Source organism: Peptoniphilus pacaensis (genome assembly GCF_900088125.1).
Lineage (GTDB): Bacteria > Bacillota > Clostridia > Tissierellales > Peptoniphilaceae > Aedoeadaptatus > Aedoeadaptatus pacaensis.
The window spans coordinates 486,975-503,551 of sequence record NZ_FLQT01000003.1 but is presented as its reverse complement, the minus strand read 5'-3'; the positions used below and the strand labels follow the sequence as shown (position 1 = coordinate 503,551).

The following is a 16,577-nucleotide window of genomic DNA, read 5'->3' as shown; positions in this document are numbered from 1 at the left end:
TTATGTTTTATAATATTGGGATAAATTTCTTTAGTTAAGCATACTTCTATATTTACTTGGTGTGATACCATAAGTTGATTTGAATATTTTAGCAAAATGTCCTGTGTGTGTATAGCCAACTTTTTCTGCTATCGTAGATATTTTATACTCGGGATTTTTCAGCAATAATAATGCCTTATTAAGCCTTAGTTCTTTTAAGTACTCGTAGGGAGGAACACCATAGTATTTGCGAAAAGCTAATTGAAATCGTGCAGGACTCATTAAAGCAATTTTAGAGAGTTCAAGTCCGTCAATATGAACCGATAAATCTTTTTTCATAGCTGATACAGCCCTTTTCAGATTTTGCTTATCTTTTTTAGTTAAGACAACGGATATATTTTTTTCCTTTTCTTCTAACTCTGTAATTATGATAGATAATAGTTCCATAACTTTGCTTTCCAAATATAAAGGCAAAATCTTTCCTTCAGCTTGGGATTCTCTTATCTGTTGAAATATAAAATTCAACTGCGGAGAATTTTGAGTTTTTAACAAATAAGAATTAAGAATCTTTGTTTTTTCATATTCAAAATCATCATATTTTAATTTTAAGAAAGTATCAAAGTATTCTTTGGTTAGGATTATTTTCGTAAACTTTACAGGCTTATTTGCCTCACAATAGGTATAGGTTTTCTTTTCTGTATTTAAGTAACAATATATACCTTTTTCTACATTATTTAACTTTCTGCCACCGACTTTAAATGAACTGCTTTCTGTTTCAAATTGGCTAATCTCTAAATACTTTTCAGATACTTCGGTTATTTTCTCCATTGTTTCATTTGGAGTAAAGTTAGCAATTAAAATTAGAATTAAACGGCTGTCAAATTTTAGTATGCGAAAAGTACCTTTGCCAAAATGGGGATCTATTTTAAAGATTTGTTTGTTTTCAGTTGATAAAGTTGGAACAGGAATAAAAGGAGCGTCATGTACTAAGTTTGTTAAATAATCAATAACTGTTCTATCCATCAATTCTACTCACCTCTTTTAATATCACAAATTTATTTTATTATATCACAAATTTATAAAAATGTAAATAGAAATACTGATAAAAAGCTTATAAATAAAGGGATTACAAGGAATATCAAAATTCATAGTTAGATTTTGAGTTATAAAAAATTAGCTTTATAATGAATGTAGTTAGTTAGATACGGCTAACAATTATGAAAGGAGATGGAATAACTAATGGAAAAAAAGAAGACAGGAATATCTTATGTGTTTCAATTAGCAAAAGATGAGAGAAAAAAGCTACATTTAGGAATGTTTTTATCTGTCATTTCTGCGACTTTATCATTAGTTCCTTATTTTGTAGTTTATAAGATATTACTAATGATATTTCAGAAAAATATTTTGTATACAGAAATTTTAATGTGGGCAGGTATAGGAATTATAAGTGCTGTTTTGCAAGCAATACTAATGTCCTTTGCGGGCATTTTATCTCATACAGCAGCTTTTAACACAATACACAGAATCAAGCTGAAAGTTGTAAATCATATTTCAAAATTTAATTTGGGATTCTTTCAAGAGCATGCCCCCGGAGAAATTAAAACATTGTTGTTTGATGATGTAGATAGAGTTGAAAATTTTTTGGCTCATAGCACTTTGGAATTAGCTCAGGCAGCAGTTGTTCCGGTTATTATGTTCATTTTCATGTTGAAATTAAATTGGATGATGGCACTTGTTATGCTTATTCCTATGATTTTGGGATTAGGAATTCCTATGATGCTAATGAAAAATTATCCGGATATGTCAACGGAGCTATCCGAAGATATTGCTGATTTAAATGCTTCGGCAAACGAATTTATAAAGGCTATGCCTGTAATAAAAATGTATCATTTAACAGCAGAAAAATTTGAACAATATAGAAGCTCATTGAATGCGTATATTACTTGTTGGAAAAAGATGTGTATGAGCTCTTGCTATCCTTTATCAATAACCTTAGTGGTTTTGGATTCAGCAATCTTATTTACATTGCCGTTCGGAGGATATTTCTTTTTGAGAAATTCTTTATCAGCAACATCCTATTTGCTATTTATTATGCTTACAATGTGCTTTTTTGTTTCGTTCTTAAATATGGTAACAATCTTTATGCAATCTATGGAGCTTGGAAGCGGATTGGATAACATAAAAAAAATAATGGATATGGATGAATTGAAAGACGGAACAAAAATCATAAACAAGAATGAGTGTATGAAAATAGATTTTAAAGACGTTACTTTCAGTTATGACGATGAAGAAACAAAAAATAAAGCATTACAACATATAAATTTATCCTTAAAACCGAATACAATAAATGCTTTTGTGGGACCTTCCGGTGCAGGCAAGACAACTGCTGCACAATTGATTGGGAGGTACTGGGATGTAACAAGTGGAGCAATTAAAATTAACGACATACCGATCAATGAATTAAAAATAGATAATTTGATGGACATTACATCATTTGTTTTTCAAGATGTATTTCTTTTGGAGGATACTCTCTATGAGAATATTCGTATGGGAACAGATACAGATGAAAATAAGATTATTGAGGCTGCAAAAGCAGCACAAATTCATGACTTTATTATGAGTTTACCGAATGGATATCAGACAAGAATCGGGGATCAAGGGGTGAAATTGTCAGGTGGACAGCAACAAAGAATCTCAATCGCTAGGGCAATACTCAAAGATTCTCCAATTATTATTTTTGATGAAGCAACTTCCTATTCAGATATAGAAAATGAGTACCAGATACAGTTAGCACTTCAAAACTTGTTGAAAAATAAAACAATCATTATGATTGCTCATCGTTTGCATACTATTAAGAATGCAGATCAAATTGTTGTATTTGATGAAGGGGAAGTCGTAGAGGTTGGAACACATAAAACTCTTTTAGAAAGAAAAGGGGTCTATGAAAGTATGTGGAACACATACACAAAAGATTACTTTGGAGAGGGGGTAAGTGCAAATGCTTAAGATTATTAGAACACTTCTGAAAGATAAAAAAGAAAAATTGTATTTACCGATTTTTCTAATGGTTATTGATTCGATAGGAAGCATTGTTTTGTATTTAATGCTCTATTTTACCGTAGTTAGTATATTGCAAAATACATTAACTAAAACCTTAATCATAGAATATACGGTAATATGTTTCATCAGTATGATTGCAAGGATACTGATTTATAGGCATGCATACTATTTGAGCTTTTCAAGAGGAGCTGAAATGTGTGGAGATATGCGTTTGGATTTAGCAAATCATTATAGGAGTTTGAGCCTTGGTCATTTCCAAAAAAATAGTAGTGGTTATCTATTATCAACTCTTACAAAAGATTTGAGTAGTTTTGAACTGATCATAACGCACACCTTGCCATCGGTTATTAAAACGGCAGTTACAGCAATATTGATTTTATTAGGCACATTTTTTATCGATTGGAAGCTCGCATTATTAGAGTGTTTAGTATTGCTTATCGCATATCCTATGTTGATATGGGGCAACAAATTGATAGAAAAATACGGGGCAAGAAAAAGAAATTTAAATTCTAAGATGATTTCTATTATTTTAGAGTACATTCAAGGTATGAAAGCGTTTAAGTCAGCTAATATGACAAGTGAACATTTTGAAAGAATGATAAATACACTTGAAAATGTTAGAAAGACAAGCGTAAACGCAGAAAAGAAAATGGCGTTACCTACAAGTATGTACTTTATCACAGTTAACTTTTTGCTTCCGATAGTTCTTCTTATAGGAGGATATTTGCTTATAAATGGTAGTGTTAGAACTGAACAGTTTGTGGCTTTTATGCTTATGAGTTTAGCATTATCTGCACTTCTTATTGCCTTTCAACATTCCTATGGACTATTGAAAGATTTGAAATTAGCTGCAAGTAATCTTGAGAAAGCTTATGAAACGAAGCCATTGCCTTATTCTGAAAATGAAGTTGAATTAGAAAATTTTGATATTCAATTTAAGAATGTAAATTTTTCTTATGATAGAAATAAAACGATTCTGAACAATATTTCTTTTGAAGCAAAAGAAGGAACTTCTACAGCTTTAATTGGTCCTTCCGGTGGAGGAAAAACTACAATCGCTAATTTGATTGCAAGATTTTGGGATGTAAATAGTGGAGAAATTATAATTGGTGGAAAAAATATAAAATCCATAAAACCTGATGTGTTGCTTAAATATGTTAGTCAGGTTTTTCAAGATAATGTACTGTTAACCGATACTGTTTATAACAATATCAGGGTTGGAAAACCTAATGCAACAAAGGAAGAAGTTTATCAAGCTGCAAAATTAGCTTGTTGCCATGAATTTATTTTGAAAATGAAGGATGGATATGAAACGGAAATAAAAGATGGAGGAAGTACATTATCCGGCGGTGAACGACAAAGGATTGCTATTGCAAGAGCGATTCTGAAGGATGCACCAATTCTTTTGTTGGATGAATCTACAGCTTCTCTTGATCCTGATAATGAAGCTAAAATCAATAATGCTTTGGAGCATTTAATGCAAGGAAAGACAGTTTTTGTTATTGCTCACAGATTGAATACCATTAAAAACGCTAATCAAATTATTTTGATAAATAACGGAAGAATTGAAGAACAAGGAAATCATAATGAACTTTATGGAAAAAAAGGACATTACTATGAAATGGTAAATACACAGGAAAGAGCGAAAAAGTGGATGATAAAGGAGAATAGTTATGGAGAGGCTTAGTACTTTGAAAGAAAAGACAAAAGGTAAAGTTGTTGAAATTATTGGTGATACACATTTTCAAAGCAGAATAATATCTATCGGAATAACTGTCGGAAGCGATGTTGAAGTTATCCAGAATTATAAAAAGCAACCTATTCTCATTTATTGTAGAGATACGATGATAGCTGTCAATAAGATAGAGGCAGAGAAAATAATGATGGAGGTACTTTGAGATATGAAGAAAATAACGATTGCTTTGCTGGGGCAGCCTAATTCTGGAAAATCGACTTTGTTTAATGGGTTGACAGGCTCAAATCAACATGTTGGAAATTGGCCGGGTAAAACCGTTGAGAAAAAAGAAGGCGAATTTTCGTATAAAGATACCAATTATACGATTGTGGATTTACCAGGAACTTACGGATTATCAGCAAATTCAGAGGAAGAAGTTATAACAAGAGAATATATAGAAACCGGGAACGCAGACCTAATTGCTATTATGGCAGATGCTTCACAATTAAATCGAAGTCTATTTATGCTCTCTGACTACATTGGAATAAATATTCCGGTTGTCTTAATCATGAACATGATGGATGTTGCTACAAGTCAAGGGAAAAATATAAATATAAAGGGGTTACAAAAATCCTTGAATATACCTGTCATTCCTATCGTTGCGGCAGATAAAAAGGAATACAAAGAGTTTTATGCTTTTCTGGAGCATTCAGATAGAGGAAAAATTTTATCTGACGAAAATTTAGAAAGGGCATATGAAAATATTGTTGGAGATAACTATAAGCTATTAAAAAAACATATCCCTGATAAAGGTATAGGTGTATTTTCAAAGTCGTGGATTATCGGAAAATTATTAGATCAGGATGCAAAAGTAATTGCGTTAGTAAAAGATAATGTTGAAAAAGTCGAATTTGAAGAAATAGAGAACGTATTAAAAAGCATAAAAAATGGCAATTTAATAACCGGTAATTGTAAATTTGAATGGATAGATAAACTTATCAATGCAAATGTTATTCAGAAAAAGAGAGTATTTAAGAGAAGCAAATTTGATCGTATAGCCACAAGTAAAGCTTTCGGAAAACCTATGGCTATCGGAGTTATCATTTTAGGATTAGTTGCTTCTATGCTCATCGGATTTCCGCTAATGGGGTTATTTGGGTTTGTTATACCTAAAATATCAACATTGTTGGCAAAGGGGCTTGTCGCCATTGGAGTATCAAATTGGCTGATTTCACTTTTGTGTGGAGCCGTAATGACTGCAATTACTTTTGCATTGCAAATGGCAAGTTATGTATTGGGAATTAGCTTAGTATTTGGATTCTTGGAAGATGTAGGATATATGGCAAGAGTTTCCTATGTCTTTGACAACACTATGTCGAAATTAGGATTGCAAGGAAAAGCAATTATGCCGTTCTTGTTAAGTTTCGGCTGTAATATAGGTGGAATCACAGGAACGAGAGTAATTGATTCATGGGGACAGAGGGTTATGACGATTGCATTATCTTGGGTAGTCCCTTGCGGGTCAACATGGGGAGTAGTCGGGCTTGTTACAGGAACATTCTTCGGAAAACAGGCAGTATTTGTGATATTAAGCCTATTTGCAGTTGCTTTTCTACATTTACTAATCACATATAGGATTTTCAGAAAATCGCTTTATGAGGGAAGTGAACATTTTGGAATGATTATGGAACTTCCACCATATCACAAGCCACATTGGAAAAATTTACTTTCTTCTGTAATGAATAGGATGGGAAATGTACTGAAAAGGGCATTGAGTATCATTATCCTTATTTCTGTTATATTTTGGATTCTTGCCTATACGCCTGATGGAAATATAGCTAACAGCCTTATTTATAAAGTAGGAACATTTATAGAGCCTGTAACAAAATTGTTTGGGTTACCATGGCAATTATTTATGGCTTTTGTTGCTTCTGCAATGGGAAAAGAATCGGCATTAGGAGTAATGGCATCATTATTTACTTCTTCAGGAATATGGCATGCAGTTGAGGTTAAAGGGACAGTAGATACCGCTATTCTAAGCAATAATATGTTTACAATGATTTCAAAGCCGGAAGCCTTAGCATTTACTTTTGCCTTTTTCTTCAATATGCCTTGTTTGATGGCTCTTGCAGCTACCGCACAAGAAACACATTCAAAAAAATGGACGATAAAAATAGCACTGTATTATATATTATCGGCTCTAATTATATCTTGTGTTGCATATCATATTGGACAACTGATTTTTTAAGGTGTGATAAGTATGCTTATACAACTATTAGAAGTATTGAAAAAGAAAAAGACTTGCACTTTGCAAGAACTTGCTGAACTGACAGGTGAGGATTTAGATAGTGTAAAAATGAAAATTGAATATCTCGAAAATAATGGATATTTGGTAAAAACTAAAAGGTCTGCAACAAGTAAATGCCAAAGTCAATGTTCGGGATGCTCGAATTGTGTTGTTAATCAAGATGATATTTGGATTGTAAAAGAGTAGTTTGGTTAAGTACAGAATCAAAGAATGGAGGTTAAAATGTAGCTAAGCAATGGAGGGATAAATAATGAAAACACTAAATTTTGTTATTCACATAAGATATATTTATCATTTTTTATGCTTGGAATTGCTTACACGTAGCAATAACACTTTACCAGAAACAACAAAATAGAAAATCATATAAAATATTAGTTTTTAAGCCGAGAGGACTTTTTACGTCAAAGTGTAGAAGTCCTCCTTTTTTATTCTCAAAAAGCAAAACAGAGAACTTAAAAAGGAGGATAACACAATGCCTAATAAGGAATATTACCTTTATGTCAAAGGGGAAGCTATACCCATAAGTGAAGAAGTCTACAAAGCCTATTGGAAGATAACAGAGCATGAAAAATATCTTCAGAAAAAGGATTGCAAGTATGGAGTTATTCCATTTTCATCATTAGATCATGATGGACACTTTGTAGATAACATCATAGATGAAAAAATAGACTTAGAAAAAATTGTAGAAGTCAAAATGCAAATTGAAGAACTGCATAAGGCATTAGCTACACTGACAAAAGAAGAAAGAGAGTTAATGGAAGCCATCTTCTACAGAGAAGAAAGTCTTAGGTCAATCAGCAGAAAAGAGAAAGTTACACATCAGGCAATCGGACAAAGGAGGAATCAAATTTTAGAAAAACTAAGAAAGATTTTAGAAGATAAAATCTAAAAAATGATGAAAGGTTAAGTATCAAAGAAAGGTGCTTAGCCTTTCTTTGTTTGGAACACAACAATATTGAAATGGAGGAATGAAAAATGAAAGAGTTAGAAAATGTAATGAGCCAGTTGGAAAAAGAAACTAAGAAAAAAGAACAGGTAGAAAACAAAATTAAGCAACTAAGACAAAAGAAATCACAGCTAAAAAGAAAGGCGGACACGAAACGAAAAGTAGAAAAAGGAGGCGTGTTTGAGAAATTTGAAAAACAGATAACCGGAGCAGAAGAAAGTACCGACAATGATTTAATCTATGCCTTTTTAGATTATGTACTTTCCGATAATCGAAATAGAGAAAAGCTAAAAGAACTTACAGAAATTCATTTAAAAGAAAAAGAAATCTCTTTAGAAGAAAATCCAAATCTTAAAGAGGAAAATGCAAATGATGATTTTGAAGAACTGACAGAGGAAGAATAAGGAAAACAGAAAATGTATTAGAAACTGAGATGGAGCAAAGTGAGAACATTTTAACACTTTGCTTTTTTGTGGATTTGAAAAATCTACAAAAAACAAAGTTCACAGGGGTCTAAGGGGGAGTAGCCCCCTTGAACAAATAAAAATGCTTTAGCGTTTTCGTTTCCTTAGCGGAGCTATAAGCTTTCCGCAGGAACGCAAAGCACCGTAGTCAAACGGTGTATCTTTGCGCCCTTTGAAAAAGGGAGCGAGGATACGACCTGAACATTTGGATAGTAAAATCTCAAAATTGAAAACAGATAAAGGAGGAAAAGACAATGGAAATCAAAAGTTTGCATACCCATGTAGATATTGTGGCAAGGTCAAAAGGGCATAGCGTGATTGCAAAAGCTGCATACAATGCAAGAGATAAATTACATGATGAATACTATGGAAAAACACATGACTATTCTAAAAAAGAAGACCTTGTATTCTCAAAAATATTTCTGCCGGAACATATCCCGAAAGAGTTTTCAAACAGAGAATACCTATGGAATAGTGTTGAAAAAATAGAGAAAAGTAAAAATTCACAACTTGCAAGAAATTTGCTCTTTACACTTCCAAGAGAATTAAATGAACAGGACAGAATAAAGTTAATCAGCGAATTTATAGAAGAAAACTTTACTTCTAAAGGTATGATAGCAGATTGTAATATTCATAATCCTATGGCAAGCGATCATGAAGAACAACCACACGCCCATATCCTACTTACCCTTAGAGAAATAGACGAAAAAGGGAATTGGAAACCGAAATGCAGAAAAGAATATATCCTTGATGAAAACGGAGAAAAGATAAAACTGAAAAGCGGAAACTATAAATCAAGAAAAGTAAATCTGAACGATTGGAACGAACCTGACAAAGCAAAAGAGTGGAGAGAAAACTTTTCAAAGAAAGCAAACGAATACTTGGCAAGGAACAACATAAATAAAAGGATAGATCCACGCACCTTTAAAGAACAAGGCAGAGAAGAACTCCCGCAAATTCATTTAGGCACAAGCAGTTGTCAGATGGAGAAAAAAGGCATACAGACAGAGAGAGGAAACCAAAACAGAAAAATCATCGCCTTGAATTTAGAATTTAGAAAATTAAAAGAGGAGCTATCCAAACTTACATCTTGGATAGGCTCGTTACTTGGAAGTCTGCAAGTAAAATATGATGAATACAAACAGGAGAAAAAAGAAGAATATGAGAATAAGGCGGAACTCTTTAATCTCTATGAGTACATCAGTATTTATTATGACTTACAGGGAGAAAAAGCAAGAAAGTTAAATTCCTATGCAAGCAACAAAAAGATAGGTGCAGACCTAAGACGATTTTCCAAAGCAAGAATATATCTGAAAGACAACAATCTTAAAACCATAGCCGACCTACAAGAAAAGATAAGCACATTACAATCCCAAAATAAGAAGATTAGTCAAGACATTAAGGCGAAAACCACAAGAATAGAAAACTTAAATAAATGCTTTGCCTATGCGGACATCATCAAGGATAACAAAAAAGTCTTTGAGGAATGGAACAGTAAATCCCTATTCAAAGACAGCTTTTACAATTCCCATAAAGATGAGATAGATAAATATAAAAGAGCAAGGGCAATTCTTGAAAAGATAACAGGCTCATCGGCGATTAAGTCTAAAGACTGGAAAAAAGAAATCCAAACCCTTGAAGATGAAATATCGAAACTCAACAGACAATCACAATCAATCAAAGAAGAGTACGAAAGTATCAACCATATCAAGTATGCAGTCAAGACAGTCAATGACGATTATGGTATCGACCTATCAATAGAAATTGACAAGGCAATTAAGAGAGGAGAAAAAGAAAGTATCATAGCAAAGATAAAAGAGTATAAGCAAGACAGTGATAATTTTAATAAAAAAAGACAAATCACCAAAGACTATTACAAAAATCAAGAAAGATAAGACCTGGTAAAAATATCTTATCCAAGCTATAATATGACCAAACAATTAAAGACCGTTCTAGGAGGTAATAGAGATGAATAAAAGGCAAGAGCTAATAGATGAACTCATAAAAGCAGATCAAGACGGAACATACAAAACCTATAAAAGCAATGAAGAAATAAAAGCAATGAACAATGAAGAAATACAGATTATATATTCCAACATGAAAAACTATCTATCAGACAAAAGAACACATATAAACTACTAAAGGTGGAAAAGCATTGTAAGCTATTTAAAAGTATAAAAGGTACAAATACCTAATAAATATATAAAAACATCAAAACAAAGCATTCCACCACCAACAACCAAATAAAAACAATCAAAGGGAAGTATAGAAAAATTAAAACCTATACTTCCCTTTTTTTAATTCAAACAAAGGAGATAAAGCATGATAAACGAAGAAATAAGCAAAGAAGCAGGTCAAGCAGCACAAACCATAATAACATAAACAATAAAAGCAGCAAAAGAATCAATTAACTTAGAAAAAGAAATAAGAAAAAAGATGAATGATACTTTAGAAAAAGCAAATGGAAACCTAAAAAGTCTTATGGGACGAGAAACAAAACTAAAAGACCTCTACAAGAAAGGACAACTAGAAAATATAAGCATAGATCAAAGCGACCTCAAAGACTTAAAAAAAGAACTAAACAAACTTGGAGTAAGTTTCTCAGTAATGAAAAACAAAGAAACACAAAACTATGAAATATTCTTCCAAGCCAAAGACATAAAAGTAATGGAATATGCCTTTAAGCAAGTCATAGCCAAGGAAAATAAAAAAGAAAAAGAAAGTATCCTAAAACAAATAAAGAAATACAAAGACCTATCCAAGAACAAGGATAAGACAAAAGAGAAAGTCAAAAGGAAAGTAAAAGAAAAAGTAAAACCAAGCAAAAAAGATATGACCAGAGAAATCTAAGGGAGTAACGAAAAGTTACACCCTTAAATAACCATAATAACAAGACTTCCGAAAAGCAGAAGTCCAGAATTCCGAAAATCGGAAATCAAGAATTTCGATTATCGAAAATCAAGAAAGGAGCAGATATGTCAACAAACAAAAGATATTATTGGATAAAATTAAAAGAGGACATTGTCCTTAATGAGTCCAACCCATGTCCGACAAGAGATAGAGAAAGATATAGAGATAGATAAAGAGAGAGAGGGAGAGATAGAAAAGATTTAACATTTTTGGTATAATCACATTAATTAAACTAAATGTGTAATGATAAAATGAGCTTGTTAACCGTAAGCTGATTATGATAAAAAGATTAAAACTCCCACCATTGGTGTAAGAAACAGAATAAAATAAAGAATCAGATTGGAGTGATTAGAATGGATAAAAAAGATTTAGATATTATAGGAGATAGTGAATATAAAAAATTACTTTTAGATTTAAAGGAAAAAGTTAGACGCAGTCAATTAAAAGCAGCAGTAAAAGTTAATTATGAGTTGCTTGATTTGTATTGGAACTTGGGAAAAGAAATTGTTGAAAAACAAAAGCAATATTCTTGGGGTGATAGTTTTCTAAAATTATTGAGTAGTGATTTAAGAAAAGAATTTCCAGACATGAGAGGATTTTCAGCAGTAAACTTAAAACACATAAGATATTGGTATATCTTTTATAATGATTACCTAATTGGGTTACAAGCTGTAACCCAATTATCGGATATTGAAAGAAGGATAAAAAGTATTCCTTGGGGACATAATCAAAGGATTATGTATAAGTGTAAAGATGTCAAAGAGGCTTTGTTTTATATAGATAAGACTATTGAAAATGGATGGAGCAGGACGGTTTTGGAACATCAGATTGATGGAGATTTATATAAAAGGGTTGGGAATGCAGTTACTAATTTTGATAATAGATTACCGGCTGTCCAATCTGAATTAGCTAAGCAAACAATAAAAGATCCATACAACTTTGATTTTCTAACAATAAGGGATAAATATGATGAAAGAGAGTTGGAAGAAGCATTAGTAAATCAAATAACTTCTTTTCTTTTGGAACTTGGTACAGGATTTTCTTACATCGGTAGGCAAGTTCATATCAAGGTTGGCGAAAGTGATTTTTATATAGATTTACTTTTCTATCATGTTAAACTACACTCCTATGTTGTAGTAGAATTAAAGACAGAGAAATTTAAGCCAGAATTTGTAGGACAACTCAATTTTTATGTAACAGCTGTAAATAAGAATATGAAATCAAATAGTGATAATCAAACCATAGGAATACTAATTTGCAGAGATAAAGACAATGTAGTCGCTGAATATTCGCTTGAAAATATCTCGCAGCCAATAGGAATAAGTAAGTATGAAATTAGCAAATTACTTGAGCAGGAATATAAAAGTAGCTTACCATCTATTGAAGAAATAGAAGAGTCTATAAAAGAATTAGATTCAGAAAAATAAAATATGAACTTACAAAAGGCGGTAGAAGTAAAAACTATCGTCTTTTTTTATTTGAAGAAAGGTAGGAGAGCATGGCAGATAAAAGAATGTTTTCACTAAAGATAGTAGATAGCGACTTATTTTTGGATATGCCACTAAGTAGTCAATGCCTATATTTTCATTTATCAATGAGGGCAGATGATGATGGTTTTGTGGACAATCCAAAGAAGATAATAAAAATCATAGGAGCAAATGAAGATGACCTAAAAATCCTAATAACAAAAGGCTTTGTAATTGTCTTTGAAAGGGGAATTATTGTAATTACTCATTGGAAGATAAATAACTACATCAGGAATGACAGGCGAAAAGAAACGATGTATATTACAGAAAAACAAAGCTTAACACAAACAGAAAATGGAGCATATATCAAACTTGAAAATCTTGGTATACCAAATGACAACCAAGTGTCAACCATTTGTCCGCATAGTATAGGTAAGGATAGATTAGATAAGGTTAGTATAGATAAGGGGAGAGGAGAAAAAGAAAACCAAGCAGCCCCAGTTTCTTTTTATGGAGAATTCAAAAATGTAAGGTTAAGCAAAGAAGAATATAAAAACCTTAAAGAAAAATTAAACTCACACGCAGAAATAATGATAAATAAACTATCAAGATACATGGAAAGCAGTGGTAAGACCTATCAAAACCACTATGCGACAATCTTAAAATGGTATGAAGAAGATAAAGAAAAACTAACACAGAGAGGTTTAAATAAAAAAATGAATTATGACGTAGGAGAATCTTTATAGATAAAAAGAGGTGGAAAGCCATTATTAAAGACTTTAAGTCTAAAAAGGTATCAAAGTATGCAAGATATAATAAAAATGTAAATATGACACTTAAAAGGCGATTAGAAAATTAAAAATCTAATCGCCTTTTTTATTGAAACAAACAGGAGAAAAAATATATGCACGAAAATAAAAATGAACAGAGTACAGGAACAAAAACTATCAAGAAAATTGGTAAAGCAACCTATGAGGTTGTTGTTCACTTTAATGAAAATGCAACAGAAACAATGCAAGACAAATTAAAACGCATAATTCTTAGAGAAATGGAGAGAGAAAAACATCAAAAAGTCGATAAAAATGATTAGAAAGTCCTTGACAAGTTGTTACAGGAAAAACTGCTAAGTCCATTTTAATTTCTTGCGGTGCGCGATTAGCTCCTTTTGATATAGACGAATTGAAAGAAATTATGTCTTACGACGACCTTGAACTAGATAAAATCGGCGACCGTAAAACTGCTCTATTTATTATTGTTTCCGACACCGATACGACCTTTAACTTTGTTATAGCAATGCTTTATTCTCAGCTCTTTAACTTACTGTGTGAGCGAGCAGACGATAAGTTTGGTGGGAAACTTCCTGTCCACGTCCGTTGTTTGCTTGATGAATTTGCCAACATTGGACAAATACCTAATTTCGAAAAATTAATTGCTACAATTCGTTCGAGAAGAATTTCTGCTAGTGTTATTCTTCAGACCCAATCGCAATTAAAAGACCTCTATAAAGAAAAAGCAGATACCATTGTTGGGAACTGTGATACTACTCTTTTCCTGGGTGGCAAGGAGAAAACAACTTCCAAAGAAATGGAAGAACTGTTAGGTAAGGAGACAATAGACTTATTTAATGACTCTGAAAATAGAGGAAGAGAAAAGAGTTATGGTATGTCGTATCAAAAGACAGGTCGCTCATTAATGACGCAAGATGAAGTAGCCGTCATGGACGGCGGTAAGTGCATTTTGCAGATTCGTGGTTCCAGACCTTTTTTTAGTGATAAATACGATTTACTAAGTCATAAACGTTATAAACAGTTATCCGATTATAACGACAAATATGCTTTTGATGTCGAAAAATATCTATATAGAAGAAGCATGAGCTATCTAAAAAAGAAAACAACGATTCCTAAACAAGTAATGAGTACGTATATTGACAGAATAAAGAAGGAAGAAGGTAATGATGAAAAGAAAACAGCGTGAGAAATTTTCTTATGGCGTTGCAGTAGGGGTAGTAGCATTCTCCTCTATAGCAACAGTCGGCGCTATGGGCGTTTTAGCCATGAAAAAGCTAAAAAGATTTGTTCAAAGAACGGCGGATACTGCTGTTGAAATTAAGCTCTATGAAAGGGCATGGGAAGATTTATTGGACGAACTGGAAGATGAAGAATGCGAAGAGTACGAAGTTTGCTTTAATTATAAAGATTAAATAAAGGAGAATATTATGGGATTTTTTAGTAGTGCAGTTACAACCTTACAACAATTAGTAGTAGCTTTAGGTGCCGGTCTCGGTGCGTGGGGCGTAATCAATCTTTTGGAAGGCTATGGGAACGATAATCCCGGCGCAAAATCGCAAGGTATTAAGCAATTTATGGCATAATAAGGACGGAATAACACAACAAATTCTCTAAAACAAATCACTAAACCAATGTAAGATTGAATGAAATCAATATTTATGCTATAATTAAATAAATCTAATAAAGAGAAAAAGAGGGATATTATGGCACTTAACTATAAACCATTATGGATACAGTTAGCAAAAAAAGGATTAAAGAAAACAGATGTAATAGCTATGGCAGGACTAACAACAAATGTTATGGCACAAATGGGCAAGGATAAACCAATTACATTTAAGAATTTAGAAAGAATATGTAAGGCTCTATCTTGCACTCCTAATGATATTATTAGTTTTGAAGATGAATTTGAAAAAGAGATTTAAATTCTTATAGTTCTTTACACTTGATTTACAAGGGATCAAAGAAAATCTTAATAAGGGTTTCTAAAATTTTATTGAAATAATGTATAATTTGTTATAGCTTACTTACAATTTTAGAATTGTAATCTTTATATAGGGTGTTTTTATATCTTGTCAATGATTTTGTAAATATCTTTTAGATTGGAATCCAAAGTTTTGTGAGTAATTTATTTGAGAATTTACAAAACTTCTTAATACATGACCTGTATGTGTATAATTACATTGACAAGAAGACATCTGTGATTATAGATTTTAAACAACCATATAAATTGTAAAAAAGTATAGCACTAATACTAGCAAGAAAATTTATACGAATTTAGTTGACACAACTAAGAAAAATTGCTCCCATTTACGAAATGGTTTATACTTCAAGAGAGGAGGTAAACTAAATTGATGAAAACACTTGGTATGTTAACAATCACCTGCTTAACAGCATCAATTATGATGATGAGTTTTATACTTATTATACCGAAATTTGGCTCGAAGCATTTCGGCGCACCTGATGATATCAAAGTTATGATGAGTAAGTTGCCAGATAAACCGATTTGGGTCAATATAATCGGCGGACTTATCATGATACTTGGATTGCTAGCCATTGCAGCCGTTCTAGGCTGGGCAATTGTTGATACAGTAAAATTTAGTTTAACTTTTCAGCAAGCCTTTGTTAGATTTTTAATACTATTTGAAGGATATAAGCTTTTTGATATTATCTTTTTTGATTATCTCATGCTTACCAAGTTAAAATTGCCGACTAAAGTTTATCCAGAGACGGTTGGTGCTAAGGGTTATGATAATTTTGGTTTTAATGGGAAAAGTCAGATTGCAAAAATTATAATCTTCTTTTTCGTGAGCCTAATTTTGGCATATTTACTGACCGTTTTGGTTTAACTAGAAATTCATAACTTATAATGTTCAATTCGACTTCTTGGCTATTTGTTTTAAGGGGCTGTAGCTTAAAAAAACCAATTATCAGAAATAGATATAAGCCATGAACAGTTATATGAAGATGGGTTAGAGTGAAAT

At 32.1% G+C, this 16,577-nt stretch carries 18 protein-coding genes and 1 pseudogene; 18 read left to right on the top strand and 1 reads right to left on the bottom strand.

The window, feature by feature from the left end; translation table 11 throughout:
• Positions 1-30: 30 nt before the first annotated feature.
• Entirely contained in the window at positions 31-1,002 is a 972-nt protein-coding gene (locus BN7444_RS02435) for a helix-turn-helix transcriptional regulator (protein WP_068455272.1), read from the bottom strand.
• 216 nt (positions 1,003-1,218) lie between these two features.
• Between BN7444_RS02435 and BN7444_RS02430 the strand changes: the two genes are divergently transcribed.
• The 18 genes and pseudogenes from BN7444_RS02430 (at position 1,219) to BN7444_RS02355 (ending at position 16,442) form a co-directional block, all read left to right on the top strand.
• Positions 1,219-2,985: an ABC transporter ATP-binding protein gene (locus BN7444_RS02430; protein ID WP_019117248.1), complete on the top strand. Its 1,767-nt coding sequence runs from the start codon at positions 1,219-1,221 to the stop codon at positions 2,983-2,985.
• Complete coding sequence (locus BN7444_RS02425; protein WP_012290752.1) at positions 2,978-4,726, top strand: ABC transporter ATP-binding protein; 1,749 nt, start codon at positions 2,978-2,980, stop codon at positions 4,724-4,726. Before BN7444_RS02430 ends, BN7444_RS02425 begins: the two co-directional genes overlap by 8 nt.
• The gene (locus tag BN7444_RS02420) at positions 4,713-4,937 is read left to right on the top strand and encodes a FeoA family protein (RefSeq protein WP_002416391.1); all 225 of its coding nucleotides are present in this window, start codon (positions 4,713-4,715) and stop codon (positions 4,935-4,937) included. Before BN7444_RS02425 ends, BN7444_RS02420 begins: the two co-directional genes overlap by 14 nt.
• Positions 4,938-4,940: 3 nt before the next feature.
• The gene (gene feoB, locus BN7444_RS02415; RefSeq protein ID WP_068455269.1) at positions 4,941-6,962 is read left to right on the top strand and encodes a ferrous iron transport protein B; all 2,022 of its coding nucleotides are present in this window, start codon (positions 4,941-4,943) and stop codon (positions 6,960-6,962) included.
• A gap of 12 nt (positions 6,963-6,974) precedes the next feature.
• Positions 6,975-7,208, top strand: a complete 234-nt coding sequence (locus BN7444_RS02410; RefSeq protein WP_002416388.1) for a hypothetical protein — start codon at positions 6,975-6,977, stop codon at positions 7,206-7,208.
• 286 nt (positions 7,209-7,494) lie between these two features.
• The gene (locus BN7444_RS02405) at positions 7,495-7,911 is read left to right on the top strand and encodes a sigma-70 RNA polymerase sigma factor region 4 domain-containing protein (protein ID WP_068455266.1); all 417 of its coding nucleotides are present in this window, start codon (positions 7,495-7,497) and stop codon (positions 7,909-7,911) included.
• A gap of 86 nt (positions 7,912-7,997) precedes the next feature.
• Positions 7,998-8,372 carry a hypothetical protein gene (locus BN7444_RS02400; protein ID WP_002416385.1) on the top strand — a complete coding sequence of 125 codons (375 nt, stop codon included), beginning with the start codon at positions 7,998-8,000 and terminating at the stop codon, positions 8,370-8,372.
• 314 nt (positions 8,373-8,686) lie between these two features.
• The gene (mobQ, locus tag BN7444_RS02395; RefSeq protein WP_068455263.1) at positions 8,687-10,327 is read left to right on the top strand and encodes a MobQ family relaxase; all 1,641 of its coding nucleotides are present in this window, start codon (positions 8,687-8,689) and stop codon (positions 10,325-10,327) included.
• Between the two features lie 73 nt (positions 10,328-10,400).
• Positions 10,401-10,574: a hypothetical protein gene (locus tag BN7444_RS09330; protein WP_167627192.1), complete on the top strand. Its 174-nt coding sequence runs from the start codon at positions 10,401-10,403 to the stop codon at positions 10,572-10,574.
• A 243-nt stretch (positions 10,575-10,817) separates the two neighbouring features.
• Positions 10,818-11,282: a PcfB family protein gene (locus BN7444_RS02390; RefSeq protein ID WP_470381990.1), complete on the top strand. Its 465-nt coding sequence runs from the start codon at positions 10,818-10,820 to the stop codon at positions 11,280-11,282.
• A gap of 413 nt (positions 11,283-11,695) precedes the next feature.
• Positions 11,696-12,769: a PDDEXK nuclease domain-containing protein gene (locus BN7444_RS02385; RefSeq protein ID WP_068455257.1), complete on the top strand. Its 1,074-nt coding sequence runs from the start codon at positions 11,696-11,698 to the stop codon at positions 12,767-12,769.
• Between the two features lie 71 nt (positions 12,770-12,840).
• Positions 12,841-13,554 (top strand): replisome organizer, encoded by a 714-nt coding sequence (locus tag BN7444_RS02380; RefSeq protein ID WP_068455254.1) that lies wholly within the window; start codon positions 12,841-12,843, stop codon positions 13,552-13,554.
• Between the two features lie 158 nt (positions 13,555-13,712).
• A complete protein-coding gene (locus tag BN7444_RS02375; protein ID WP_068455251.1) occupies positions 13,713-13,898 on the top strand; it encodes a transposon-encoded TnpW family protein in 186 nt (61 codons plus the stop codon).
• Positions 13,899-13,909: 11 nt separating this feature from the next.
• Positions 13,910-14,707, top strand: a pseudogene (locus tag BN7444_RS02370) (VirD4-like conjugal transfer protein, CD1115 family); the annotation flags it as partial.
• A gap of 52 nt (positions 14,708-14,759) precedes the next feature.
• Positions 14,760-15,008 (top strand): hypothetical protein, encoded by a 249-nt coding sequence (locus tag BN7444_RS02365; RefSeq protein ID WP_068455246.1) that lies wholly within the window; start codon positions 14,760-14,762, stop codon positions 15,006-15,008.
• A 15-nt stretch (positions 15,009-15,023) separates the two neighbouring features.
• Positions 15,024-15,179: a Maff2 family mobile element protein gene (locus BN7444_RS09060; protein WP_082941224.1), complete on the top strand. Its 156-nt coding sequence runs from the start codon at positions 15,024-15,026 to the stop codon at positions 15,177-15,179.
• A 120-nt stretch (positions 15,180-15,299) separates the two neighbouring features.
• Entirely contained in the window at positions 15,300-15,518 is a 219-nt protein-coding gene (locus tag BN7444_RS02360; RefSeq protein ID WP_002839984.1) for a helix-turn-helix domain-containing protein, read from the top strand.
• 429 nt (positions 15,519-15,947) lie between these two features.
• On the top strand, positions 15,948-16,442 hold the full coding sequence (locus BN7444_RS02355) for a hypothetical protein (RefSeq protein WP_068455243.1): 495 nt from the start codon (positions 15,948-15,950) through the stop codon (positions 16,440-16,442).
• Positions 16,443-16,577: the final 135 nt, after the last annotated feature.

What these genes read in the sequence shown, in the direction of transcription:
- BN7444_RS02435 (WP_068455272.1), bottom strand. Translation starts at nt 1,002, where the DNA reads ATGGATAGAACAGTTATTGATTATTTAACAAACTTAGTACATGACGCT.
- BN7444_RS02360 (WP_002839984.1), top strand. Translation starts at nt 15,300, where the DNA reads ATGGCACTTAACTATAAACCATTATGGATACAGTTAGCAAAAAAAGGA.
- BN7444_RS02365 (WP_068455246.1), top strand. Translation starts at nt 14,760, where the DNA reads ATGATGAAAAGAAAACAGCGTGAGAAATTTTCTTATGGCGTTGCAGTA.
- BN7444_RS02405 (WP_068455266.1), top strand. Translation starts at nt 7,495, where the DNA reads ATGCCTAATAAGGAATATTACCTTTATGTCAAAGGGGAAGCTATACCC.
- BN7444_RS09060 (WP_082941224.1), top strand. Translation starts at nt 15,024, where the DNA reads ATGGGATTTTTTAGTAGTGCAGTTACAACCTTACAACAATTAGTAGTA.
- BN7444_RS02430 (WP_019117248.1), top strand. Translation starts at nt 1,219, where the DNA reads ATGGAAAAAAAGAAGACAGGAATATCTTATGTGTTTCAATTAGCAAAA.
- BN7444_RS02375 (WP_068455251.1), top strand. Translation starts at nt 13,713, where the DNA reads ATGCACGAAAATAAAAATGAACAGAGTACAGGAACAAAAACTATCAAG.
- feoB (WP_068455269.1), top strand. Translation starts at nt 4,941, where the DNA reads ATGAAGAAAATAACGATTGCTTTGCTGGGGCAGCCTAATTCTGGAAAA.
- BN7444_RS02425 (WP_012290752.1), top strand. Translation starts at nt 2,978, where the DNA reads ATGCTTAAGATTATTAGAACACTTCTGAAAGATAAAAAAGAAAAATTG.
- BN7444_RS02410 (WP_002416388.1), top strand. Translation starts at nt 6,975, where the DNA reads ATGCTTATACAACTATTAGAAGTATTGAAAAAGAAAAAGACTTGCACT.
- BN7444_RS02355 (WP_068455243.1), top strand. Translation starts at nt 15,948, where the DNA reads ATGAAAACACTTGGTATGTTAACAATCACCTGCTTAACAGCATCAATT.
- BN7444_RS02385 (WP_068455257.1), top strand. Translation starts at nt 11,696, where the DNA reads ATGGATAAAAAAGATTTAGATATTATAGGAGATAGTGAATATAAAAAA.
- BN7444_RS02400 (WP_002416385.1), top strand. Translation starts at nt 7,998, where the DNA reads ATGAAAGAGTTAGAAAATGTAATGAGCCAGTTGGAAAAAGAAACTAAG.
- BN7444_RS09330 (WP_167627192.1), top strand. Translation starts at nt 10,401, where the DNA reads ATGAATAAAAGGCAAGAGCTAATAGATGAACTCATAAAAGCAGATCAA.
- BN7444_RS02380 (WP_068455254.1), top strand. Translation starts at nt 12,841, where the DNA reads ATGGCAGATAAAAGAATGTTTTCACTAAAGATAGTAGATAGCGACTTA.
- mobQ (WP_068455263.1), top strand. Translation starts at nt 8,687, where the DNA reads ATGGAAATCAAAAGTTTGCATACCCATGTAGATATTGTGGCAAGGTCA.
- BN7444_RS02420 (WP_002416391.1), top strand. Translation starts at nt 4,713, where the DNA reads ATGGAGAGGCTTAGTACTTTGAAAGAAAAGACAAAAGGTAAAGTTGTT.